This is a genomic window from Lentzea fradiae, from assembly GCF_900100955.1.
GTDB lineage: Bacteria > Actinomycetota > Actinomycetes > Mycobacteriales > Pseudonocardiaceae > Lentzea > Lentzea fradiae.
In genome coordinates this window covers 141,077-159,465 of record NZ_FNCC01000015.1, presented here as the reverse complement: position 1 = coordinate 159,465, position 18,389 = coordinate 141,077, and the positions used below count along the sequence as shown (strand labels likewise).

Annotated in this window: 18 protein-coding genes; 11 read left to right on the top strand and 7 right to left on the bottom strand. The window is 68.8% G+C overall.

Annotated features, from left to right (window positions below; genetic code table 11):
• The first annotated feature begins 113 nt into the window (after positions 1-113).
• From BLT23_RS41070 to BLT23_RS31615, 7 genes are all read left to right on the top strand, one after another.
• Positions 114-1,757 (top strand): ABC transporter substrate-binding protein, encoded by a 1,644-nt coding sequence (locus BLT23_RS41070; protein ID WP_176947004.1) that lies wholly within the window; start codon positions 114-116, stop codon positions 1,755-1,757.
• A 9-nt stretch (positions 1,758-1,766) separates the two neighbouring features.
• Entirely contained in the window at positions 1,767-2,663 is an 897-nt protein-coding gene (locus tag BLT23_RS42340) for an ABC transporter ATP-binding protein (RefSeq protein ID WP_425434430.1), read from the top strand.
• On the top strand, positions 2,660-3,640 hold the full coding sequence (locus BLT23_RS31635; protein ID WP_090055917.1) for an ABC transporter permease: 981 nt from the start codon (positions 2,660-2,662) through the stop codon (positions 3,638-3,640). Before BLT23_RS42340 ends, BLT23_RS31635 begins: the two co-directional genes overlap by 4 nt.
• Positions 3,640-4,458, top strand: coding sequence for an ABC transporter permease (locus BLT23_RS31630; RefSeq protein ID WP_090055914.1), 819 nt, complete (start codon positions 3,640-3,642; stop codon positions 4,456-4,458). Before BLT23_RS31635 ends, BLT23_RS31630 begins: the two co-directional genes overlap by 1 nt.
• Positions 4,455-5,426, top strand: a complete 972-nt coding sequence (locus tag BLT23_RS31625; RefSeq protein ID WP_090055911.1) for an ABC transporter ATP-binding protein — start codon at positions 4,455-4,457, stop codon at positions 5,424-5,426. Before BLT23_RS31630 ends, BLT23_RS31625 begins: the two co-directional genes overlap by 4 nt.
• 169 nt (positions 5,427-5,595) lie before the next feature.
• Positions 5,596-6,843 (top strand): lysine N(6)-hydroxylase/L-ornithine N(5)-oxygenase family protein, encoded by a 1,248-nt coding sequence (locus tag BLT23_RS31620; protein ID WP_090055906.1) that lies wholly within the window; start codon positions 5,596-5,598, stop codon positions 6,841-6,843.
• 17 nt (positions 6,844-6,860) lie between these two features.
• Positions 6,861-7,058 (top strand): MbtH family protein, encoded by a 198-nt coding sequence (locus tag BLT23_RS31615; protein WP_090055902.1) that lies wholly within the window; start codon positions 6,861-6,863, stop codon positions 7,056-7,058.
• A gap of 24 nt (positions 7,059-7,082) precedes the next feature.
• On the opposite strand, the gene BLT23_RS31610 is transcribed toward BLT23_RS31615, so the two are convergent.
• Positions 7,083-7,901 (bottom strand): DMT family protein, encoded by an 819-nt coding sequence (locus tag BLT23_RS31610; RefSeq protein ID WP_090055898.1) that lies wholly within the window; start codon positions 7,899-7,901, stop codon positions 7,083-7,085.
• A 65-nt stretch (positions 7,902-7,966) separates the two neighbouring features.
• Here BLT23_RS31610 and BLT23_RS31605 point away from each other — a divergent pair, with 65 nt between their 5' ends.
• Genes BLT23_RS31605 through BLT23_RS31595 form a run of 3 tightly spaced genes read left to right on the top strand, consistent with a single transcriptional unit; the run spans position 7,967 to position 9,863 of the window.
• A complete protein-coding gene (locus BLT23_RS31605) occupies positions 7,967-8,332 on the top strand; it encodes a GntR family transcriptional regulator (RefSeq protein ID WP_090055894.1) in 366 nt (121 codons plus the stop codon).
• The gene (locus BLT23_RS31600) at positions 8,332-9,207 is read left to right on the top strand and encodes an ATP-binding cassette domain-containing protein (protein WP_090056145.1); all 876 of its coding nucleotides are present in this window, start codon (positions 8,332-8,334) and stop codon (positions 9,205-9,207) included. Before BLT23_RS31605 ends, BLT23_RS31600 begins: the two co-directional genes overlap by 1 nt.
• Entirely contained in the window at positions 9,204-9,863 is a 660-nt protein-coding gene (locus BLT23_RS31595) for a hypothetical protein (protein WP_090055889.1), read from the top strand. The genes BLT23_RS31600 and BLT23_RS31595 overlap by 4 nt, the downstream gene beginning before the upstream one ends.
• A gap of 3 nt (positions 9,864-9,866) precedes the next feature.
• Here BLT23_RS31595 and BLT23_RS31590 read toward each other — a convergent pair whose 3' ends face one another.
• The 3 genes from BLT23_RS31590 to BLT23_RS31580 form a co-directional block, all read right to left on the bottom strand.
• Entirely contained in the window at positions 9,867-10,334 is a 468-nt protein-coding gene (locus BLT23_RS31590) for a hypothetical protein (RefSeq protein ID WP_090055885.1), read from the bottom strand.
• Positions 10,331-11,167, bottom strand: coding sequence for a DUF1996 domain-containing protein (locus BLT23_RS31585; protein WP_090055880.1), 837 nt, complete (start codon positions 11,165-11,167; stop codon positions 10,331-10,333). Before BLT23_RS31585 ends, BLT23_RS31590 begins: the two co-directional genes overlap by 4 nt.
• Before the next feature lie 174 nt (positions 11,168-11,341).
• Entirely contained in the window at positions 11,342-13,264 is a 1,923-nt protein-coding gene (locus tag BLT23_RS31580; protein ID WP_176947002.1) for an endo-beta-N-acetylglucosaminidase, read from the bottom strand.
• Positions 13,265-13,492: 228 nt separating this feature from the next.
• On the opposite strand from BLT23_RS31580, the gene BLT23_RS31575 reads away from it, so the two are divergent.
• Complete coding sequence (locus BLT23_RS31575) at positions 13,493-14,332, top strand: dienelactone hydrolase family protein (protein ID WP_090055872.1); 840 nt, start codon at positions 13,493-13,495, stop codon at positions 14,330-14,332.
• Between the two features lie 53 nt (positions 14,333-14,385).
• Here BLT23_RS31575 and BLT23_RS31570 read toward each other — a convergent pair whose 3' ends face one another.
• From BLT23_RS31570 to BLT23_RS31560, 3 genes are all read right to left on the bottom strand, one after another.
• Entirely contained in the window at positions 14,386-16,881 is a 2,496-nt protein-coding gene (locus BLT23_RS31570; protein WP_245744387.1) for an ABC transporter permease, read from the bottom strand.
• A gap of 16 nt (positions 16,882-16,897) precedes the next feature.
• On the bottom strand, positions 16,898-17,704 hold the full coding sequence (locus BLT23_RS31565) for an ABC transporter ATP-binding protein (RefSeq protein WP_090056140.1): 807 nt from the start codon (positions 17,702-17,704) through the stop codon (positions 16,898-16,900).
• A gap of 171 nt (positions 17,705-17,875) precedes the next feature.
• Positions 17,876-18,364: a hypothetical protein gene (locus BLT23_RS31560; protein ID WP_143036109.1), complete on the bottom strand. Its 489-nt coding sequence runs from the start codon at positions 18,362-18,364 to the stop codon at positions 17,876-17,878.
• Positions 18,365-18,389 lie beyond the last annotated feature (25 nt).

The following is an 18,389-nucleotide window of genomic DNA, read 5'->3' as shown; positions in this document are numbered from 1 at the left end:
ACAAGGCCGCCGCCGCAGCCGAATGAGCCGGCCGGACCGCACGCTCGGTCCGGTCAGCTCGCCATCAAGCATGAGAGAGCGCTCTCATGCTTTGTCGTGTCGGGAGACTTCCCATGCGCAGAACAGTCATCGTCGCGCTGGCACTGGCGCTCGCGGCGACCGGGTGCTCCTCCGGCGGTGCCGGAAGGGCCTCCGGGGTGCTGACCGTGGGCATGCCCAACGGGCCGCTGACCGAGAACCACAACCCGTTCCTGCCCACCTCGGCGGCGGGGTCGCTGGGCTACCGCTACCAGATCTACGAACCGCTCGCGTTCGTCAACAACACGCGTCCGGACCAGGACCCGGTGCCGTGGCTCGCGACGGCGTGGGACTGGGCGGAGGACTACAAGAAGGTCACCTTCACGCTGCGGGAGAACGTGAAGTGGTCCGACGGCAAGCCGCTCACGGCCGACGACGTCGCCTTCTCGTACGAGATCCTCAAGAAGTGGCCTGCGCTCAACAACCGCGACTCGCTCAAGGTCGAGACCGCGACGGCGACACCGGACGGCAAGGTCGAGGTCACCTTCGGCTCGCCGCAGTTCGTCACCCGCAACAAGGTCATCAGCGCGATGGTGGTGCCGAAGCACGTCTGGAGCACCGTGCCGGACCCGACGACCTACACGAACCCCGACCCGGTCGGCACCGGTCCGTACCAGCTGAAGTCGTTCACCTCGCAGACCGTCACGATCGCCCGGCGCGCCGAGTACTGGCAGGAGCTGCCGAAGGTGCCGGAGATCCAGTACACCTCGTACAACGACAACACGGCGCAGACCACCGCGCTCGCGTCGGGTGCTTCCCAGTGGTCGTACGTCTTCATCCCCGACTACCAAAAGCTGTACGTGGACAAGGACCCCGCGCACCACAAGCTCTGGTTCCCCGCCGGGCTCGGCATCCACGGCCTGTGGCTGAACACGACCGTCGCGCCGTTCGACAACGCCGCGCTGCGGTCGGCGATGAGCGACGTGATCGACCGCGAGGCCATCTTCGTCCGCGGTGAGGCGCGGCTGTTCCCGAAGCTGGAGTCGCCCACCGGCATGCCGTTGCCCGCCGGTGACTCGTTCCTCGCCCCGGAGTACGCGGACCTGCGCTTCAAGATCGACGTCGAGGGTGCGAAGCGGAAGCTCGCCGCGGCCGGCTTCACGCTGGAGGGCGATGTCCTGAAGGCGCCGGACGGCAAGCCGGTGACGATCGAGCTCACCAACCCGTCGGGCTGGTCGGACTACCTGACCGTGCTCGACATCATCAAGAGCGACCTCAAGAAGATCGGCATCGAGGCGACCGTGCGCACGCAGACCGCGGACGCGTGGACGACCGACTTCGCCAACGGCGCGTTCCAGGGCTCGCTGCGCTGGACCAACACCGGTGCGACGCCGTACGAGATGTACCAGAACATCATGGACGGCGCGGAGATCAAGCCGGTCGGACAGACCGCCGCGGTGAACTTCGGCCGCTACGACAACCCCGCCGCGACGGCGGCGCTGGCGGAGTACGCGAACGCCCCGGACGACGCCACCCGCGCCAAGGCGCTGGCGGTCCTGCAGAAGATCATGGTCGAGCAGGTTCCGATGATCCCGACCTCGGCGGGCCCGATCGGCGCGGAGTACAGCACGAAGCACTGGGTCGGCTGGCCGAGCGAGGAGGACCCGTACGGCCCGCCGCAGGCGACGCTGCCGAACGCGCTGCAGATCGTCATGAAGCTCAAGCCGGCGGGGTCGTAGGTGGACGAGATCGCGCTGGAGGCGAAGGGCCTCGTCAAGACCTACAAGCGCGTGCGCGCGGTGCAGGACGTCTCGTTCGTCCTGCGCCGCGGGCGCGTCACCGCCCTCGTCGGCGAGTCGGGGTCCGGCAAGTCGACGGTGGCGAAGCTGCTCGCGCGGCTGGTCGAGCCCACCGCGGGAGAGGTCCTGCTCGACGGCGAACGGGTGCGGCGGGTGCGGGAGTACCGGCGCAAGGTCCAGATGGTGTTCCAGGACCCGTTCGCGTCGCTCAACCCCGTCCACACCATCCGCTACCACCTGGCCAGGCCGTTGAAGATCCACCGGCGGCCGGAGACGGTGGAGGAGCTGCTGGAGCGGGTGAACCTGCCCGCGGACTTCGCCTCCCGGTACCCGCACGAGCTGTCCGGCGGCCAGCGGCAGCGCGTCGCGATCGCACGGGCGCTCGCCGCGCACCCCGAGGTCCTGCTCGCCGACGAGCCGGTGTCCATGTTGGACGTCTCCATCCGGCTCGGCGTGCTGAACCTGTTGCTGGACCTCAAGGAACGGCTCCGGCTCGCGGTCCTCTACATCACGCACGACATCGCGTCGGCCCGCTACTTCGCCGACGAGACGTTCGTGATGTACGGCGGGCAGCTCGTCGAGGGCGGCGACAGCGAGACCGTGACGCAGCAGCCCGCCCACCCGTACACGCAGCTGCTGATCGAGTCCGCCCCCGACCCGGAGCGGTCGGTGGCCGCGCTGGACGCCCCGGCCGAGGAGAACACCAGGGTGTCGGACGGGTGCCGGTTCGCGCCGCGCTGCCCGAAGGCGCGGTCCCGGTGCTGGACCGACGCGCCACCGCGGGCCGAGGTCGGCATTCCGGGGCACTGGGCGGCGTGCTGGCTCTACGTGGAGGCGGTCGCATGACCTTCCTGCTGCGCCGCGGGGTGTTCTACCTGGTGACCCTGTGGGCCGCGATCACGGTGAACTTCCTGCTGCCGCGCCTGCTCCCCGGCGACCCGGTGCAAGCGATGATCACCAAGCTCGGCGGGCGGCTGAACAGCGACGCGATGGCCTCGCTCTACGTGCTGTTCGGGCTGGACGAGGACAAGTCGATCTGGCGGCAGTACGTCGACTACTGGGGCGCGCTCGTGCGGGGCGACCTCGGGCTGTCGTTCACGTTCTTCCCGACGCCGGTCGCGGACGTGCTGTCGCAGTCGCTGCCCTGGACGCTCGGGCTCGTCGGCGTCACCACGGTCATCGCGTTCCTGCTGGGCACCCTGCTGGGCGTCTACGCGGGGTGGCGGCGCGGGTCGTGGCTGGACTCGCTGATCCCGGTGACGACGTTCCTGTCGTCGATCCCGTACTTCTGGCTCGGGCTGATCGCGATCTCGCTGTTCTCCGTGACGTGGCCGCTGCTTCCGGCGTCCGGTGGCTACGCGCCCGGCCTGGTGCCGGAGCTCTCCGGCGAGTTCGTCGGCAGCGTCCTGGAGCACGCCGTGCTGCCCGGCGTCACGATCGTCGTGAGCTCGGTCGCCGGGTGGATCCTGGGGATGCGCAACATGATGGTGACCGTCACGGCCGAGGACTACGTGCTCGTCGCCAAGGCCAAGGGCCTGCCGCAGCGGCGGATCATGTTCGCCTACGCGGCGCGCAACGCCGTGCTGCCGTCGATCTCCGGGTTCGCGCTGTCGCTGGGGTTCATCGTGGGCGGCGCGCTGCTCGTGGAGATGGTGTTCTCCTACCCGGGACTCGGGTACGTGCTGTTCCAGGGCATCGGCGCGAAGGACTACCCGTTGATGCAGGGCGTGTTCCTGGTGATCACCCTGGCCGTGCTGGTGGCGAACCTGCTGGCGGACGTCGGCTACCTGCTGCTCGACCCCCGCACGCGACGGGAGGGCTGATGAACCTCAAGACGAAGCTCGGCCTGGGCGTCCTGGCGTTCTTCGCCCTCGTCGCCGTCGCCGGCGAGTGGGTCGCGCCCTACGACCCGTCCGCGATGAGCGACGACCTGCTGTCGCCACCCTCGGGCGCGCACTGGTTCGGCACGACCATGACCGGCCAGGACGTCTTCTCGCAGGTGCTCGTGGGCACCAGAGGCGTGATGGTCGTCGGGTTGGTCTGCGGCGTGCTGGCGACCCTGCTGTCGATCCTCGTCGGCGTGACGGCGGGATTCCTCGGCGGCGCCGCCGACGAGGCGTTGTCCATGCTGTCCAACGTCTTCCTGGTGATCCCGGCACTGCCGCTGATCATCATCGTGGCGTCGATGCTGCCGTCGGCGGACACCGTGCTGATCGCGGCGGTGATCTCGCTGACCGCGTGGGCGTGGGGCGCACGGGTGCTGCGCGCGCAGACGATGTCGTTGCGGCGCCGGGACTTCGTCGAGGCGGCGCGGGCGTCGGGGGAGTCGGTCTGGCGGATCATCGTGTTCGAGGTGCTGCCCAACCTGACCGCGGTGATCGCGTCGGGCTTCGTCGGGACGGTGATCTTCGCGGTGATGCTCCAGATCACGCTGTCGTTCGTCGGCGTTGTCTCGCTGTCCACCTGGAACTGGGGAACGATCTTGTTCTGGGCGCAGAGCAACCAGGCGCTCGGATTGGGTGCGTGGTGGTGGTTCGTTCCCGCTGGTCTGTGCATCGCACTGCTCGGGACGGCGCTGGCTCTGATCAACTTCGGGATCGACGAGTATGCGAATCCTCGGCTGCGGAAGGTGCGCGCGTGAGTCCGGTCTTGGAGATTCGTGATCTTTCGGTGGATTACGGCTCTTTGCGTGCTGTTCATGACGTCTCGCTGGTGGTGAACGCCGGGGAGGTGTTGGGGATCGCCGGGGAGAGCGGTAGTGGGAAGTCCACGCTTGCTTATGCGGCCACTCGGTTGTTGCAGCCGCCCGGGCGAGTTGCTTCCGGGGGTGTGTTCTTCAAAGGCCGGGACCTGTTGGCGTTGGGGGAGAAGGAGTTGCGGGAGGTGCGGTGGAGTGAGATCTCCATCGTGTTCCAGGGGGCCATGAATGCTTTGAACCCTGTTTTGTCCGTGGGGGCGCAGATTGATGACGTTCTGCGGGCTCATCGGGGGTTGTCCCGGCGGGAGCGGGTGGCTCGTGCTCGGGAGGTGCTGGCGTTGGTGGGGATTCCTGTCGATCGGTTGCCGGCTTATCCCCATCAGCTGTCCGGTGGGATGAGGCAGCGGGTGATGATCGCGATGGCTTTGGTGCTGGAGCCTTCGGTCGTGATCATGGATGAGCCCACCACCGCTTTGGACGTTGTGGTGCAACGGCAGATTCTCGGGCAGATGATGCGGTTGCGGGGGCTGCTGGGGTTCTCGGTCGTGTTCATCACGCATGATATTTCGTTGTTGGTGGAGTTTTCTGATCGGATTGCGATCATGTACGGGGGCAGGGTGGTGGAGGAGGGGCGTGCTTCTGAGATTTATTCGTCTGCTTTGCATCCTTATAGCCGGGGCTTGCTGGGGTCGTTTCCCGGGGTGAAGGGGGAGCGGAGGGAGCTGCGGGGGATTCCTGGAGGGCCTCCGGACTTGCGGGCCATGCCCAGGGGGTGTGCTTTTCATCCTCGGTGTGGTGAGGCTGTTGTGGAGTGCGGGGAGCGGGTGCCCGCGTTGGTGGGCGGGTCTCGGCGGGTTGCTTGTTGGGTCGCGTCCCCTGGGAGCGCTGCCCCCAGGCCCCCGGCGATCTGATCCCGGGACCGACGCGCCACGGGTGCTTCGGCGGTGGCGGCTGTGGGTTGAGGGCGGCTCGGGTTTCACTGGTCAGCGACGTGGATCACGTCCGAAAGTAGTAGCTAAGGCATGCCTTAGTTAAGTTAGGGTTCCTTTACGCCACTGGAAGTGCTCGGAGAGGAACGCGATGGAACCGGTGTTAGACCTGGCCGGGATCGGCTTCGGGCCGTCCAACCTCGCTCTCGCGATCGCTGTGGAGGAGCATCCTCTTCCTGTTCGCGCTCGGTTCTTCGAGAAGCAGGCCCGGTTCGGGTGGCATCGGGGGATGTTGCTCGAGGACGCCACGATGCAGGTCTCGTTCCTCAAGGACCTCGTCACGTTGCGCAACCCCATGAGCAGCTACAGCTTTCTCTGCTACCTGCGGGAGCGTGGGCGGCTGGTCGACTTCGTCAACCACAAGAGCCTGTTTCCGCTGCGCAGGGAGTTTCACGACTACTTCGAGTGGGCTGCTGAGCGGGTTGCTCGTCATGTCTCGTACGGGGTCACGGTCGGTGACGTCCGGGTTGAGGGTGATGGGTTCGCGTTCTCGGCTGGGGAGCGGGAGGTCTTCGCTCGGAACCTGGTGCTGGCCACCGGGTTGGAGGCGAACCTGCCGGAGGGGATCGAGACCGGGGAGCGGATCTGGCACACCAAGGACCTGCTGCACCGGGTGGAGTCGGTGAAGGACCCTCGGCACGTCGTCGTGGTGGGGGCCGGGCAGAGTGCGGCCGAGGCTGTGGCGTTCTTCCACGAGCGGTATCCCGGGGTGGTGGTGCACGGGGTGTTCGCCCGGTACGGGTACAGCCCGGCTGATGACAGCTCGTTCGCCAACCGGATCTTCGACCCCGGTGCCGTGGACGACTTCTACTCGGCGCCGGAGGAGGTCAAACGCCGGTTGATGGGGTACCACGCCAACACCAACTACGGGGTGGTGGACCAGGACCTCATCGAGGAGCTGTACCGGCGGGTGTACCGGGAGAAGGTCGCCGGGAAGCAGAGGTTGTTGTTGCACAACACTTCTCGGCTCGTTGACGTGCGGGCTGACGGGCGGTGTGCGGTCGAGTCGCTGGCCGATGGTGGGCGGGTGCCCGTCGAGGCCGATGTGATCGTGTACGCGACCGGGTACCGGCCCGCTGACCCCGTTCGGTTGCTGGGGGAAGTGGGGGAGCACTGTCTGCGGGACGAGTACGGGCGGTTGCGGGTCACGCGGGACTACCGCGTTGCGACCAGCGATGACGTGCCCGGTGGGATTTATCTGCAGGGTGGTACCGAGCACACGCACGGCATCACTTCGTCGTTGTTGTCGAACACGGCCGTGCGTGTCGGCGAGATTCTCGAGTCGGTGTTGCGGCGGCCTGCCGTGACGCCGTTGTCGAAGCTTCAGGCAGTCAAGTAGTTCCCGAGGAGAGTGTCATGACCAACCCGTTCGAGGACCCGCAGGGCCGATTCTTCGTGCTGGTCAACGAAGAGCAGCAGCACTCGCTGTGGCCGGTGTTCGCGGAGGTGCCCGCCGGGTGGACCAAGGTCTACGGCGAGGACAGCCGGGAGGCGTGCCTGGCGTACGTCGAGGCGAACTGGACGGATCTGCGTCCCGCCTCCATCCGCGGCTGAGAGTGGGCCGGGCGTGGCCGCGGGTCACGCCTCCACTCGTACGCGGTGGTAGTAGGCGAGCACGACGGTGCCGGAGACCGCTGCCACCGCGCTGGTGACCAGGCCCGCCCGGGTCCAGGCGCTCATGCCCGTGCCCTCGCCCAGCAGCGTGATGCCGATCCACGCGGCGACGATCGGGTTCACGACGGTCTGGCCCGCCACCACCAGGTCGGGTGGGCCCGCGGCGTAGCCGAGCTGGATGAACCAGGCGCCGGTCAGGAACGCCGTGAGCAGGCCCGCCAGGGAGATCCATTCGACGGTCGGTAGCGAGGTCGTGACGTCCCTGACCAGGACCGCCACCAGGCCGTAGGCGATGCCTGCGCCTATCGAGAGCGCCAGGGCTCTGATCGCGCCCGTCGTGAAGGTTGCCGCGACCACGCACACGAGCACGCCTGCCGCGACCAGCTGGCCTGCCTGTAGTGCCACGTTCGGTGACACCGAGGTGGGTACGGCCGCGCCGGCTGTGATCGACACGAACATCACGATGCCCGCCGTCGCCACCAGCACCGCGACGGCGAGGAGGCCGGTCAGGCGGTGGGCCCTCGCCACCGCGATGATCGGGATGGCCAGCGCGTTCAGCGGCGCCACGACCGACACCGGGGCCAGTGCCAGTGCGATGACCTGGAGGACCGCGCACGCGGCGAGCACCAGGAAGCCGTGGACCCAGCGGCGGGACGACACCAGGCGGTGGGCCGACGTGAGCTTGAGGTCCGTCACCTCCCGCACGCCCGCGTGCTGCCACATCGCGCCGAGTGCGCTGCACCCCGCCGCGAGCACCGCGCACACGATCGCGATCCCGACCACGTCCCGATCGTACGCTCGCGGTGCTATGGTTCATTACATGAGTAACGAACCCAGGAAGTGACGCGGTGTTCGACGACCGGAGCCCGATCTACCGCCAGATCGCCGACCGGATCAAGGCGGACGTGCTGAGCGGGGCGTTGAAGGCGGACGAGCAGGTCATGTCGACCAACCAGTACGCCGCGCACCACCGGATCAACCCGGCGACGGCGGCGAAGGCGTTCCAGCAGCTGGTGGACGAGCAGGTGCTCTACAAGAAGAGGGGGATCGGGATGTTCGTGAGTGCGCAGGCTCGCGACATGTTGCGGGCGCAGGGGAGGGAGACGTTCTTCGGCGAGGTCGTGGACCCGATGGTCGCGCAGGCGCGGGCCATCGGCATCCCGCTCGCCGACGTCGTCCGCCACATCGAGCAGCACGAGAACAGGGGCGTGTGATGCGGGTCGAGGTGCGGGGGCTGACGGTGCGCTACGGCGACGTCACGGCCGTTGACGACGTGAGCTTCACGTTGGAGGGCAACAAGATCCACGGTCTGCTGGGCCGCAACGGCTCGGGCAAGACCAGTCTGATGTCGGCGCTCGCCGGGTATCGTCAACCGGCCGGTGAGGTGACGGTCGACGGCCTGCCGGTGTTCGAGAACGCCGCGGCGACGCGGAACATCTGCCTGGTCCGGCACACCCCCGACGCCGCGGACAAGGGTGACAAGGTCTCCCACGTCCTCGCCTACGCCGCGGCCTGGCGCGAGTCGTGGGACGACGGGTACGCGCGGGAGCTGCTCGACCTGTTCAAGATCCCGTTCAAGACCAAGGCCGGTGAGCTGTCACTGGGGCAGCGGTCCGCGCTGGGGGTCGTGATCGGGCTCGCCAGCCGCGCGCCGCTGACCATGCTGGACGAGTCGCACCTCGGCATGGACACGCCGACCCGGTACGCGTTCTACGACGCCCTGCTGGCCGACTTCATGGCGCACCCGCGCACGATCGTGATCTCCACGCACCTCATCGAGGAGCTGGCCTCGCTGCTGGAGGAGGTCCTGATCATCGACGCGGGCCGGCTCGTGCTGCAGGAGGAGGCGGACGTGCTGCGCTCGTCCGGGACCGAGGTCACCGGCCACGCGCCGGACGTCGACGAGTTCACCGCCGGGCTCACTGTGCTCAGCGAGAAGTCGCTGGGGCGCACCAAGTCCGCGATGGTCTACGGGCCCGTCGGGCAGGAGCGGCTCGTCCGGGCGCGGCAGCTCGGCCTGGAGCTCGGGCCGGTCGCGTTGCAGGACCTGTTCGTGCACCTCACCGACCCGGTGCGGGGTGCGGCGTGAAGATCTTCCGGCACCTCACCACGTCACTGGTCGTGGTCTGCGCGGTGATCGCCGCCGTCGTGTTCGTGTTCTCGCTCGTCGTCGTGTTCGTCGTCTCGGCGTTCCGCGACATCGAGATCAGCGCGTGGAATCTCGTCGCGACGCAGATCGCGCGGTGGTTCCTGCTCTTCATCGGCGTGTACGTGATCCACAACGTCCTGCCGATCGCCGTCGCGCACGGCAGGACGCGGCGCGAGTTCCTCGTCGCGTCGTCCGGGTTCGTCGTCGTGCTGGCGGCGGTGATGGCGGTGCTCGCGTGGCTCGGGTTCCTCGTCGAGGGCGGGATCTACTCGCTGATGGACTGGGGGTCCGACGCGCACGGCACGCTGCCGCAGTACTTCCTGATGTTCCTGGTGTGGACGACGGCCGGCATGTTCTGCGCGGCCTCGTTCGACCGGTACGGCCCGGCCGGGATCTTCTCGGTGCCGGTCGCGTTCGTGCTGGTGTTCGCGCCGTCGATGTGGGTGCCGGGCTCGGGTGAGATCCCGTTCGTGCCGGACGTCGTGACGGTGGCCGACTTCAGCTGGCACCTGCTGTCGGTGGCGGCGTTCGTGATCGCGTCGCTGGGCACGTGGGCGGTGGCACGGCACATGCCGGTCCACGTCCGCACGTCCTGAGTTTCACCCGGCGGCCAGTTCCTCCGTGCGATGGCGTTCCATCAGCTCGACCACCGCGGCGGTGGGCGGGTGCGTGATCGCCTGCTTCGCCGAGCGCAGCACTTCGAGCGACTCGGTGAGGTGCGCGCGGACGAACTGGTCGCGCGCCTCCTCGCTCGTCGCGGCCAGCGCGATCTCGGCGTCGGTCGGCATGCCCGGCATGTCGTGGCCGGCGTGGTTGTCGGCGTACGGGGCGTCGAGCAGCTTGCGCAGCTCGGTGAGCTCGGTGGCGCGGTTGCGCTTGAGGTCGTCCCGTCCGGTGAGGCCGACCAGCTTGACGGCTTGCTCGCCGGTGGAGATCGCGAGCTCGACGAACGCCCGTTCGGTCGGGCCGTACCCGGTCTGCGAGGTCGTGGCGGGGGAGGGCGGTGGCGGGGGAGGGGGACCCTGCTGGCAGGCCGCGAGAAGACCTACCAGCAGGAGCGCCGTCACACCTGGTTGCCTGCGTGGTCGCACTTGATCACCACGTTGATGCAGTTGCGGACGCGGCGTTCCATCTCGGACCGCGGCCACACGTTGAAGAAGTCGCCGTGCATCGTCTGCCCGCTTCCCGACGCCAGCCGGAGACCGGACGTGGAACCGTTGACGGGGTACCTCAGCACCATGCGCAGCTTCGGCACCGCGACGGGGTGGCTCGACGGGCACGCGTTCGCGACCGGGTAGGCCATGTGGGACTTGTGGTCGGCCGAGTCCAGGTCACGGCCGTTCCAGCACTGCGGGAAGTCCAGGTAGGTCTCCAGCATCGTGCCCGCCGGGCACTGCACGAAGTTCTTGGACGGGTTGACCTGCCCTGCGTGCAGGCACGACCACCGCGCGATGCTGTCCGCGTCGCCGGTGGCCTTGGCGTTGCCGGCCACGATCTTGAGCCCGTAGGGGAGCGGCTGGATCGCCGCCGGGTTGTTCACGCCCTCACCGAGGTAGTAGAAGGTGACGATGGTGGGGGCGATCGGGTTGTTGTCCTTGTAGAGCGTGGGCACCCAGTAGGACGAGATGTCCGCGTTCGGGTTGCAGTTGCCCCGCTGGCCTTCCAGCGACTGCTGGGTCGAGCGGGCGTCGGTCGAGTGGTTTCCGAAGAAGTCGTGCGAGTGGGACGCGCCCGGCAGGTTGGGCAGGACGATCGGGTCGTCCGGGAGCCGGTGGCTGATCGGGCACTCGGCGAGGAACTCGGCGACGCGCACCGGTTGTCCCTGCGCCGCAACGGGAATGCTCAGCATCCCCGCGGCCAGCGCCAGGATGGTCACGAGGTGGAACAAGGGCTTCCTCATTGAAGCTTCCTCTCCGCAGCAGGATTGGGAGAGCGCTCTCACGCACGACGAGCATGGCGCAGGGCGAGTTCGGACGTCAATGCGCAAACGCCGAAAAGGCGCGGTCCTGACAACGGCTGTCCGGTCGTCTCGACTGGTCCCGGCCCGGCGGGAGGCCGAAACGCAGCCGTCGGGTCACGCCTCGGCGAGCGTGACGCGGGCCGGTGCCGAGACGTCGAACGCCTCGCTGACGGCCTCCACCTCGATCCGCGCGGTCTCGCCGGACGCCAGCGGGACGGCGGGGACGAAGTACGCGTCGTTCGCCGTGCCGCCGAGGAACACCCGTTCGGCGCCAGCCTTGTAGACGCGGTACTGCCGGACCGTCCCGGGAGCGCGGGTCCAGGTCAGCCGGGCCGCCACCGTGCCGGTGCCGGTGCGGCTCACCTGCTCGACCCGCACGTCCGACGGCGCCGCCGGGGTGGTCATGACCGGGTTCGTGACGCCGATCCGGCCGATCAGCGCGGTGACCGCCGCTCCTGGCAGCACCCGCAGCGAGATCTCCGTGAGCGTCGAGCCGGCGTGCCCGCCGAGCGGGAACACGCTGCGCCGCCACGCCCCGCTGACGCCGCCGAGGTCGAGCACCTCCTCGGTGTCGCCGAACCGGAGCACCGCCTGCAGCCGTGACGGCCCGGTGCCGGTGCGGTGGACGACCTCGAACTGGGTCGCGGCGGTGACGGCCAGCGAGGTCGCGAACAGCCGGACGTCGTTGGCGGACTGCGGCGTGCCGGTGATCTTCAACGCCGTGCCGCCGTCGTACGGGTCGTCCCAGTCGAGCGACGGCGTGACCTTCGTGCCGGTCCCGGTGACGCTCCAGCGCCACGTCGGCAGCACGTCCTGCAACGACAGGTTGTTCCACGCCTGCGTCGACCGGACGGTGCCGCCGACCGCGAACTTGCGGCCGTGGCCGGTGTTGAAGTTCGTGACGAACGGCAGCGACGTGATCGGCGTCAGCTCGGTGATGTAGTGGGCGATGCCCTTCCAGCTCGCCGTCGTCGTGGTGTTCGCCGGGTCGCCGTTCTGGCCGACCCAGAACCTGTTGTCCCGCGCGTAGAAGTCCGCGGGACCGGTCGACGACTTGAACGTCCACTCCGGACGGTAGAAGCCGAGCGACGTCACGTGCGGCTTGCCCTCGGGGAACACCGAGGCCCAGCCGACGCTCGTGTTGTAGCCGTTGGACTCGACGTCCACACCGGATGCCAGGTCGTACGGGCTGCGCCCCATCTGCCGGGCGAGCGCCGCCGAGCTCGCGAGCCCCTGGGCGCTCCACCAGAAGTTGAGGAACATCTCGTCGGACTTCTCGAAGAACACCTGGTTGCGCGCCGTCAGGGCGTTCTGCCAGCTCACGCTCCCGGTGTCGGTCATCGCGTCGTACCAGATGACCCGCAGGCCGCTGCGGCGCAGGTACACGATGAAGTCGCGCATGTCGGCCGCGAGCTGGGCGTTGCCTCCGGCGGTCTCCTGGTTGAGGAACCAGCCGTCGAAGCCGTGGTGGCGGGCGACCTGGATCATCTTGTCGGCCACCGGGAACCTGTCGCCCTCGCGCTGGACGAAGTCGCGGACCCACTGGATCTGGCCGCCGTACGCGGTGGGCGGGAGGAAGACGTTGCCGATCACCCGCACGCCGTTGCGGTGCGCGGCGTCGGTGACGGTCGGGTTGGGTGCGAGGATCAGGCCCTCCGAGGCGGAGCCGCCCCAGAACACCAGTTCGTCGATGTACTGCCAGTAGTTCGTGGCGTAGTAGTGCATGTCGAGCGAACCCTGTGCGGGGTTGAAGCTCGTCGGCGCGTACGCCACGAGCGCCTGCACGCGGGCCTCGCCGGGCCGGGCGTGGGAGTTGGCAGGTCTGGCCGGGACGACCCGTCGCGCGAGCGGCACGGTGCTGCGGTTGTACTTCGCGTCCCGGTCGGTCGAGGGATCCCAGTCGAGGATCGTGGCCGGGTGCCAGTAGGACGCGTAGGGCTGCGCGGGGTCGGCAGCAGCGGACGCGGGAGCCTCGGACAGCAGACTGGTGAGAGCTGCCGTCGAGCTCAGAACGAGGAACTGTCTCCGAGTGGGCACGTGATCACCCTTGTGGGCCATCTGATTCGCCGCATACCGCCGCCGTGGTGACTGACCGGACGACAATCCCGCGACCTGCTGCACTCGGTAACCGGTGCCGTGGCACGGCACCGCCGCGAAACGTCGCGGTAACCAGCCGAGTGGCCGAACCGCCCGTGCCTACCGGGCGGTAGCGTGGGCGGCACCGTCGCATTTGGTTCCCCTGCAACCAATCGAGGTGTCCTCGTCGTGCGCATCAAAGCAGTGCTTGCGGCGCTCATCCTGGCGCTGATCCCGGCCACCACCCCCGCCGTCGCCACCGCGGCGGCCAACCCCTACGAACGCGGCCCGGCACCCACGGCCACGTCCGTCGAGGAAGCCCGCGGCACCTTCGCCGTCACCTCCGCGGCCGTCGCCCGCCAGTCGAACTTCGGCGGCGGCACCGTCTACACGCCCACCAGCGACCTCACCTTCGGCGCGGTCGCCGTCGCCCCCGGTTTCACCTCCGACCAGAGCTCCGTCGCGCACTTCGGTCCACGGCTGGCGTCCTTCGGGTTCGTCGTGATCACCATCAACACCCTGACGCTCCTCGACGACCCGGACAGCCGAGGCCGTCAGCTGCTCGCCGCCCTCGACTACGTGGTCCGCACCAACCCCCGTGCCGACGCCTCGCGCCTCGCCGTGATGGGGCACTCGATGGGCGGTGGGGGAGCGTTGCGCGCCTCCGCGAGCCGCCCGGCCCTGCAGGCGTCGATCCCGATGGCTCCCTGGCACCTCACGCGGAACTGGTCGGCGGTCCAGGTGCCGACGCTGGTGCTCGGCGGCCAGAACGACCCCACGGCCCCGAACTCGCAGCACTCCACGCCGTTCTACAACTCGATCACGGCGGCTCCCGACAAGGCGTTCCTGGAGCTGCGCGGCGGTGACCACTCGGACCCGCGCCGCGACAACGTGACGGTGCGCAAGTACTCGCTGTCGTGGCTCAAGCGGTTCGTCGACGACGACCTGCGCTACGACCAGTTCCTCTGCCCGCCCCCGGTGCCGAACACGGTCATCTCGGTCTACCGCGACACCTGCCCGCACTCCTGACACGACGAAGGGGCTGTGCCGCGACCGGCACAGCCCCTTCTCACGGACCGAAATCACTCGTAGGCGATCGCGTCCAGCACGTTCAGCCGCGCGGCGCGGATGGCGGGCAGGATCGCCGCCACCACGCCGACGACCGCGGCGACCACCAGGTACTGGACCATGGTGGCCCACGGGAACCCGATCTCCGAGATGCCCTGGTCCTTCAGCGCCTGCACGGTCGCGACGCCCAGCGCGAGACCGACCAGCAGGCCGAGCACCGCGCCGAACACCGAGATCACCACCGACTCGACGGTGATCATCCGCATCACCTGCGCCCGCCGCATGCCGATGGCGCGCAGCAGGCCCAGCTCGCGGGTCCGCTCGATCACCGACAGCGCCAGCGTGTTGATGACGCCGAGCACCGCGATCAGGATCGCGAGCGCCAGCAGGATCTGGATCATCAGCAGGACCGTGTCGAACTGCGAGGTCGTCTGCTTCACGAACGCGCTGCGGTCCTGGACGGTGATCTCCGGGTTGTCGGCGAACAGCGGTTCGACCCGCTTCTGCACGTCCGCCGCGGCCACGCCCTGGTCGACCTGGACGAACGCCTGGCCGATCTGGTTCGAGCGGAAGCTGCTCGCCGCGGACTCCGGCAGCACCAGCGCGCCCTGCAGCACCTGCGACTTCAGCCAGACGAACGCGACGGTGAACGTGCGGGGCTCACCCTTGGCGAGCTGCAGCGTGACCGTGCTGCCGACCGACCAGCCCTTCTCGGTGGCGAGGTCCTCCGGGAGCGCGATCTGGTCGTCGCGCAGCGGTGCGATCTCGCCGTCCTTGGGCTGCAACGCGAACATCGACTTCATCGCCGGCACGTCGGTGACGGCCGCCGCGAACATCCGGTCGTCGCCCTGCAGCACGCCGTCGGAGGCCCAGCCGAACGCCGCGCTCACGCCGTCGGTCTTCTCGACCTGCGTCAGCACCTCCCGCTGGAACGTCGCCGGCTGGCCGTCGAACTGGCCCTCGCCGGAGATGATCAGGTCGGTCCGCAGCTGACCGGAGGCGAGCTTCTCGATCGACTTGGTCGCCGACGTCAGCACCACGCTCACGCCGGTGATCAGCGAGATGCCGACCATCAGCGCGGCCGCGGTGATCGCGGTCCTGCGCGGGTTGCGCGAGGAGTTGCGGCGGCCGAGCAGACCGGGCATCGACCACGACAGCAGGCGGCCGATCAGCGACACCATCGGCTTCGCGAGCACCGGGGTCAGCAGCGCGACGCCCACGAGCGCCACCAGGATGCCGCCGAAGATCAGCGGCAGCGACGCCTGCGCGAACCCGAGACCGAGCGCCGTGCCACCGGCGGCCAGCACCAGCGCGCCGGTGACGGTGATCTTCGTCAGCGGACGGTCGGGGGTGGCGGCCTCGCGCATGGCGGCGACCGGCGCGATCCGCGACGCCCGCAGCGCGGGCATGACGGCGGCGACCACGGTCACGATCATCCCGACCGCGAACGACGAGATCACCGCCGTCATCGGCACGCCGATGCCCGCGAGCTCCAGGTTCGTCCCGCCGAACGAGCTGAAGATCGTCGCCAGCAGTGCGCCGACGCCGACACCGGCACCGAGACCGACGACCGACGCGATCAGGCCGATCACCAGGGCCTCCAGCACCACGGAGGAGATGACCTGGCCGCGCGAGGCGCCCATCGACCGCAGCAGCGCGAGCTCGCGGGTGCGCTGGGCCACGATGATCGAGAACGTGTTGAGGATGATGAAGACGCCGACGAACAACGCGATGCCCGCGAAGCCGAGCAGCACGTAGTTGAAGAACTTCAGGCCCTCGTTGATCTGGTCGGCCTGCTCCTTGGCGAGGGTCTCGCCGGTCTTCACGTCGTAGGCGGACCCGAGCTTCGCCGCGACCGCGTCGCGCAGTGCCTCGTCGGAGGTGCCCTGCGCGGCCGTCGCGGTGATGGACGAGTACGCGTCCTTCTGCCCGAGCAGCAGCTGCTGGGCGACCGGTTCGGTGAACGCCATCGACAGCTCACCGCCGAGCGACTCCCTGCCGCCCGCGTAGTCGTAGACGCCGGTCACCTTGAAGGTCTTCTTGGGCTCCAGCGTGAGCACCGAGACCTCGTCGCCGACCTTGAAGCCACCGGTCGTCGCCAGGTAGGCGCCGAGGATGACCTCGTCGTCGGCCTGCGGTGCCCTGCCGTCGCGGATCTTCTCCTGGCCGTTGCCGGTCCAGTTCGCGCCGAACCGCGGAGCGCCGGAGGTGGTGATGACCTTGCCGTTCTTGCCGATCGCCCGCGCGGACCCCTGGACGTTGCCGACCGCCGACGCCACACCGGGCACCGACTTCACGTCCTCGACCGCCTGCGCCGTCAGCGGTTCCGGCTGCTTGCCCTTCTCCTGCTTCGGCGACACCGACACGTCCACGTCGGCGTAGGCGGAGGAGAACAGGTCGGTGAACGACCGCTGCAACGTGTCGGTCAGGACGAACGAACCGGACACGAACATGACGCCCAGCACCACCGCGAGCGCGGACAGCACAAGTCTGAGCTTGCGCGAGAGCAAGCTCTTGATCGTCGCCTTAAGCACCGGGCACCGCGCTGTGCTCGAAGTCGGGGGCGTCGAGGTGCTTCATCGTGTCGAGGACCTCGTCGGCCGTCGGCGACAGCAGCTCGCGGACGATGTGGCCGTCCTTGAGGAAGATGACGCGGTCGGCGTACGAGGCGGCGTTCGGGTCGTGCGTGACCATGACGATCGTCTGCCCGAACTCGTGCGCGGACTTGCGCAGGAACGCCAGGACCTCGGCGCCGGACTGCGAGTCGAGGTTGCCGGTCGGCTCGTCGGCGAACACGACCTCCGGCCGGGACACGAGGGCACGGGCGCACGCGACGCGCTGCTGCTGGCCACCGGAGAGCTGCGTCGGCCGGTGCGACAGGCGATCACGCAGGCCCACCGTCTCGATGACGACGTCGAACCACTCGCGGTCGACCTTCTTGCCGCCGATCGACAGCGGCAGCGTGATGTTCTCCTCCGCCGTCAGCGTCGGCAGCAGGTTGAACTGCTGGAAGATGAAGCCCACCTTGTCCCGCCGCAGGTCGGTGAGGCCGCGGTCCTTCAGACCGGTGACCTTGGTGTCCCCCACCCACACCTCGCCGCGCGTGACGTCGTCCAGTCCCGCCAGGCAGTGCATCAGCGTCGACTTGCCGGACCCCGACGGGCCCATGATCGCCGTGAACCTGGACTTCTCCAGGTCGACGCTCACCCCCGCGAGTGCGGTCACGGCGGCATCGCCGGAACCGTAGGTCTTCCACACGTCGACGGCTCTGGCCGCGACTCCATCGGACGCGCTCACTGTCTGTTCCCCTCCTGTGGGTCTCGTGCGCACCATCTTCGGGTACACGGGCACACCGAAGGGTCAGGTTCTCCACTGAGATGAACCCTGAGATTAACCCCGGTGTGCCTGCCATGCCTGACAGCCCTCAGAGAACTCTCAGCCGCGCGGTGCGCAGGAGGAGAACGGTATTTCAGTGCTGTGACAGCGTCTTCGGACTTTTGTGGACTACGCCGTCAACTTCCGCAGCGAGCCGGGTCCATCAGTCCTCAATGGAGTCCGGTCGGCGAGGCCGCGCACCACGGGCAGCCCGGCGGCGGCGGAGCTGCGCACGAGCCAGGTGACGAGGCCGTCACCGTACGCGCTCGCGGGCCTGGGCCACTGCGCCAGGTGCTCGCCGAAGGACGCGTTGAACGCGATGAGGCCGGGGGAGGCGAGAACGAGCACCGGGCCCTCCCCGGTGGCGACGTCCGGCGCGCCCTCGCGGAGGTCGCCGAAGAGGACCCGGTCCGCACCCCATTCGCGGGCGAGGTCCGCCACCCCGAAGAACGCCGACCCGCGTCCGTGCGCACGCACGAGGAGCTGGTGCGCGCGGAAGTCGGTCTCCAGGAACTGCTCGGCGTACGTCCCGTCGTCGGCCAGCACCAGCACGTTCGTGCCGCCGGGAAGCTCCCCGGCGTGCCCTGGATGCGTGATGCCGATGACGGTGATGCCCACGGACACCATCCTGCCGGGCGAGTGT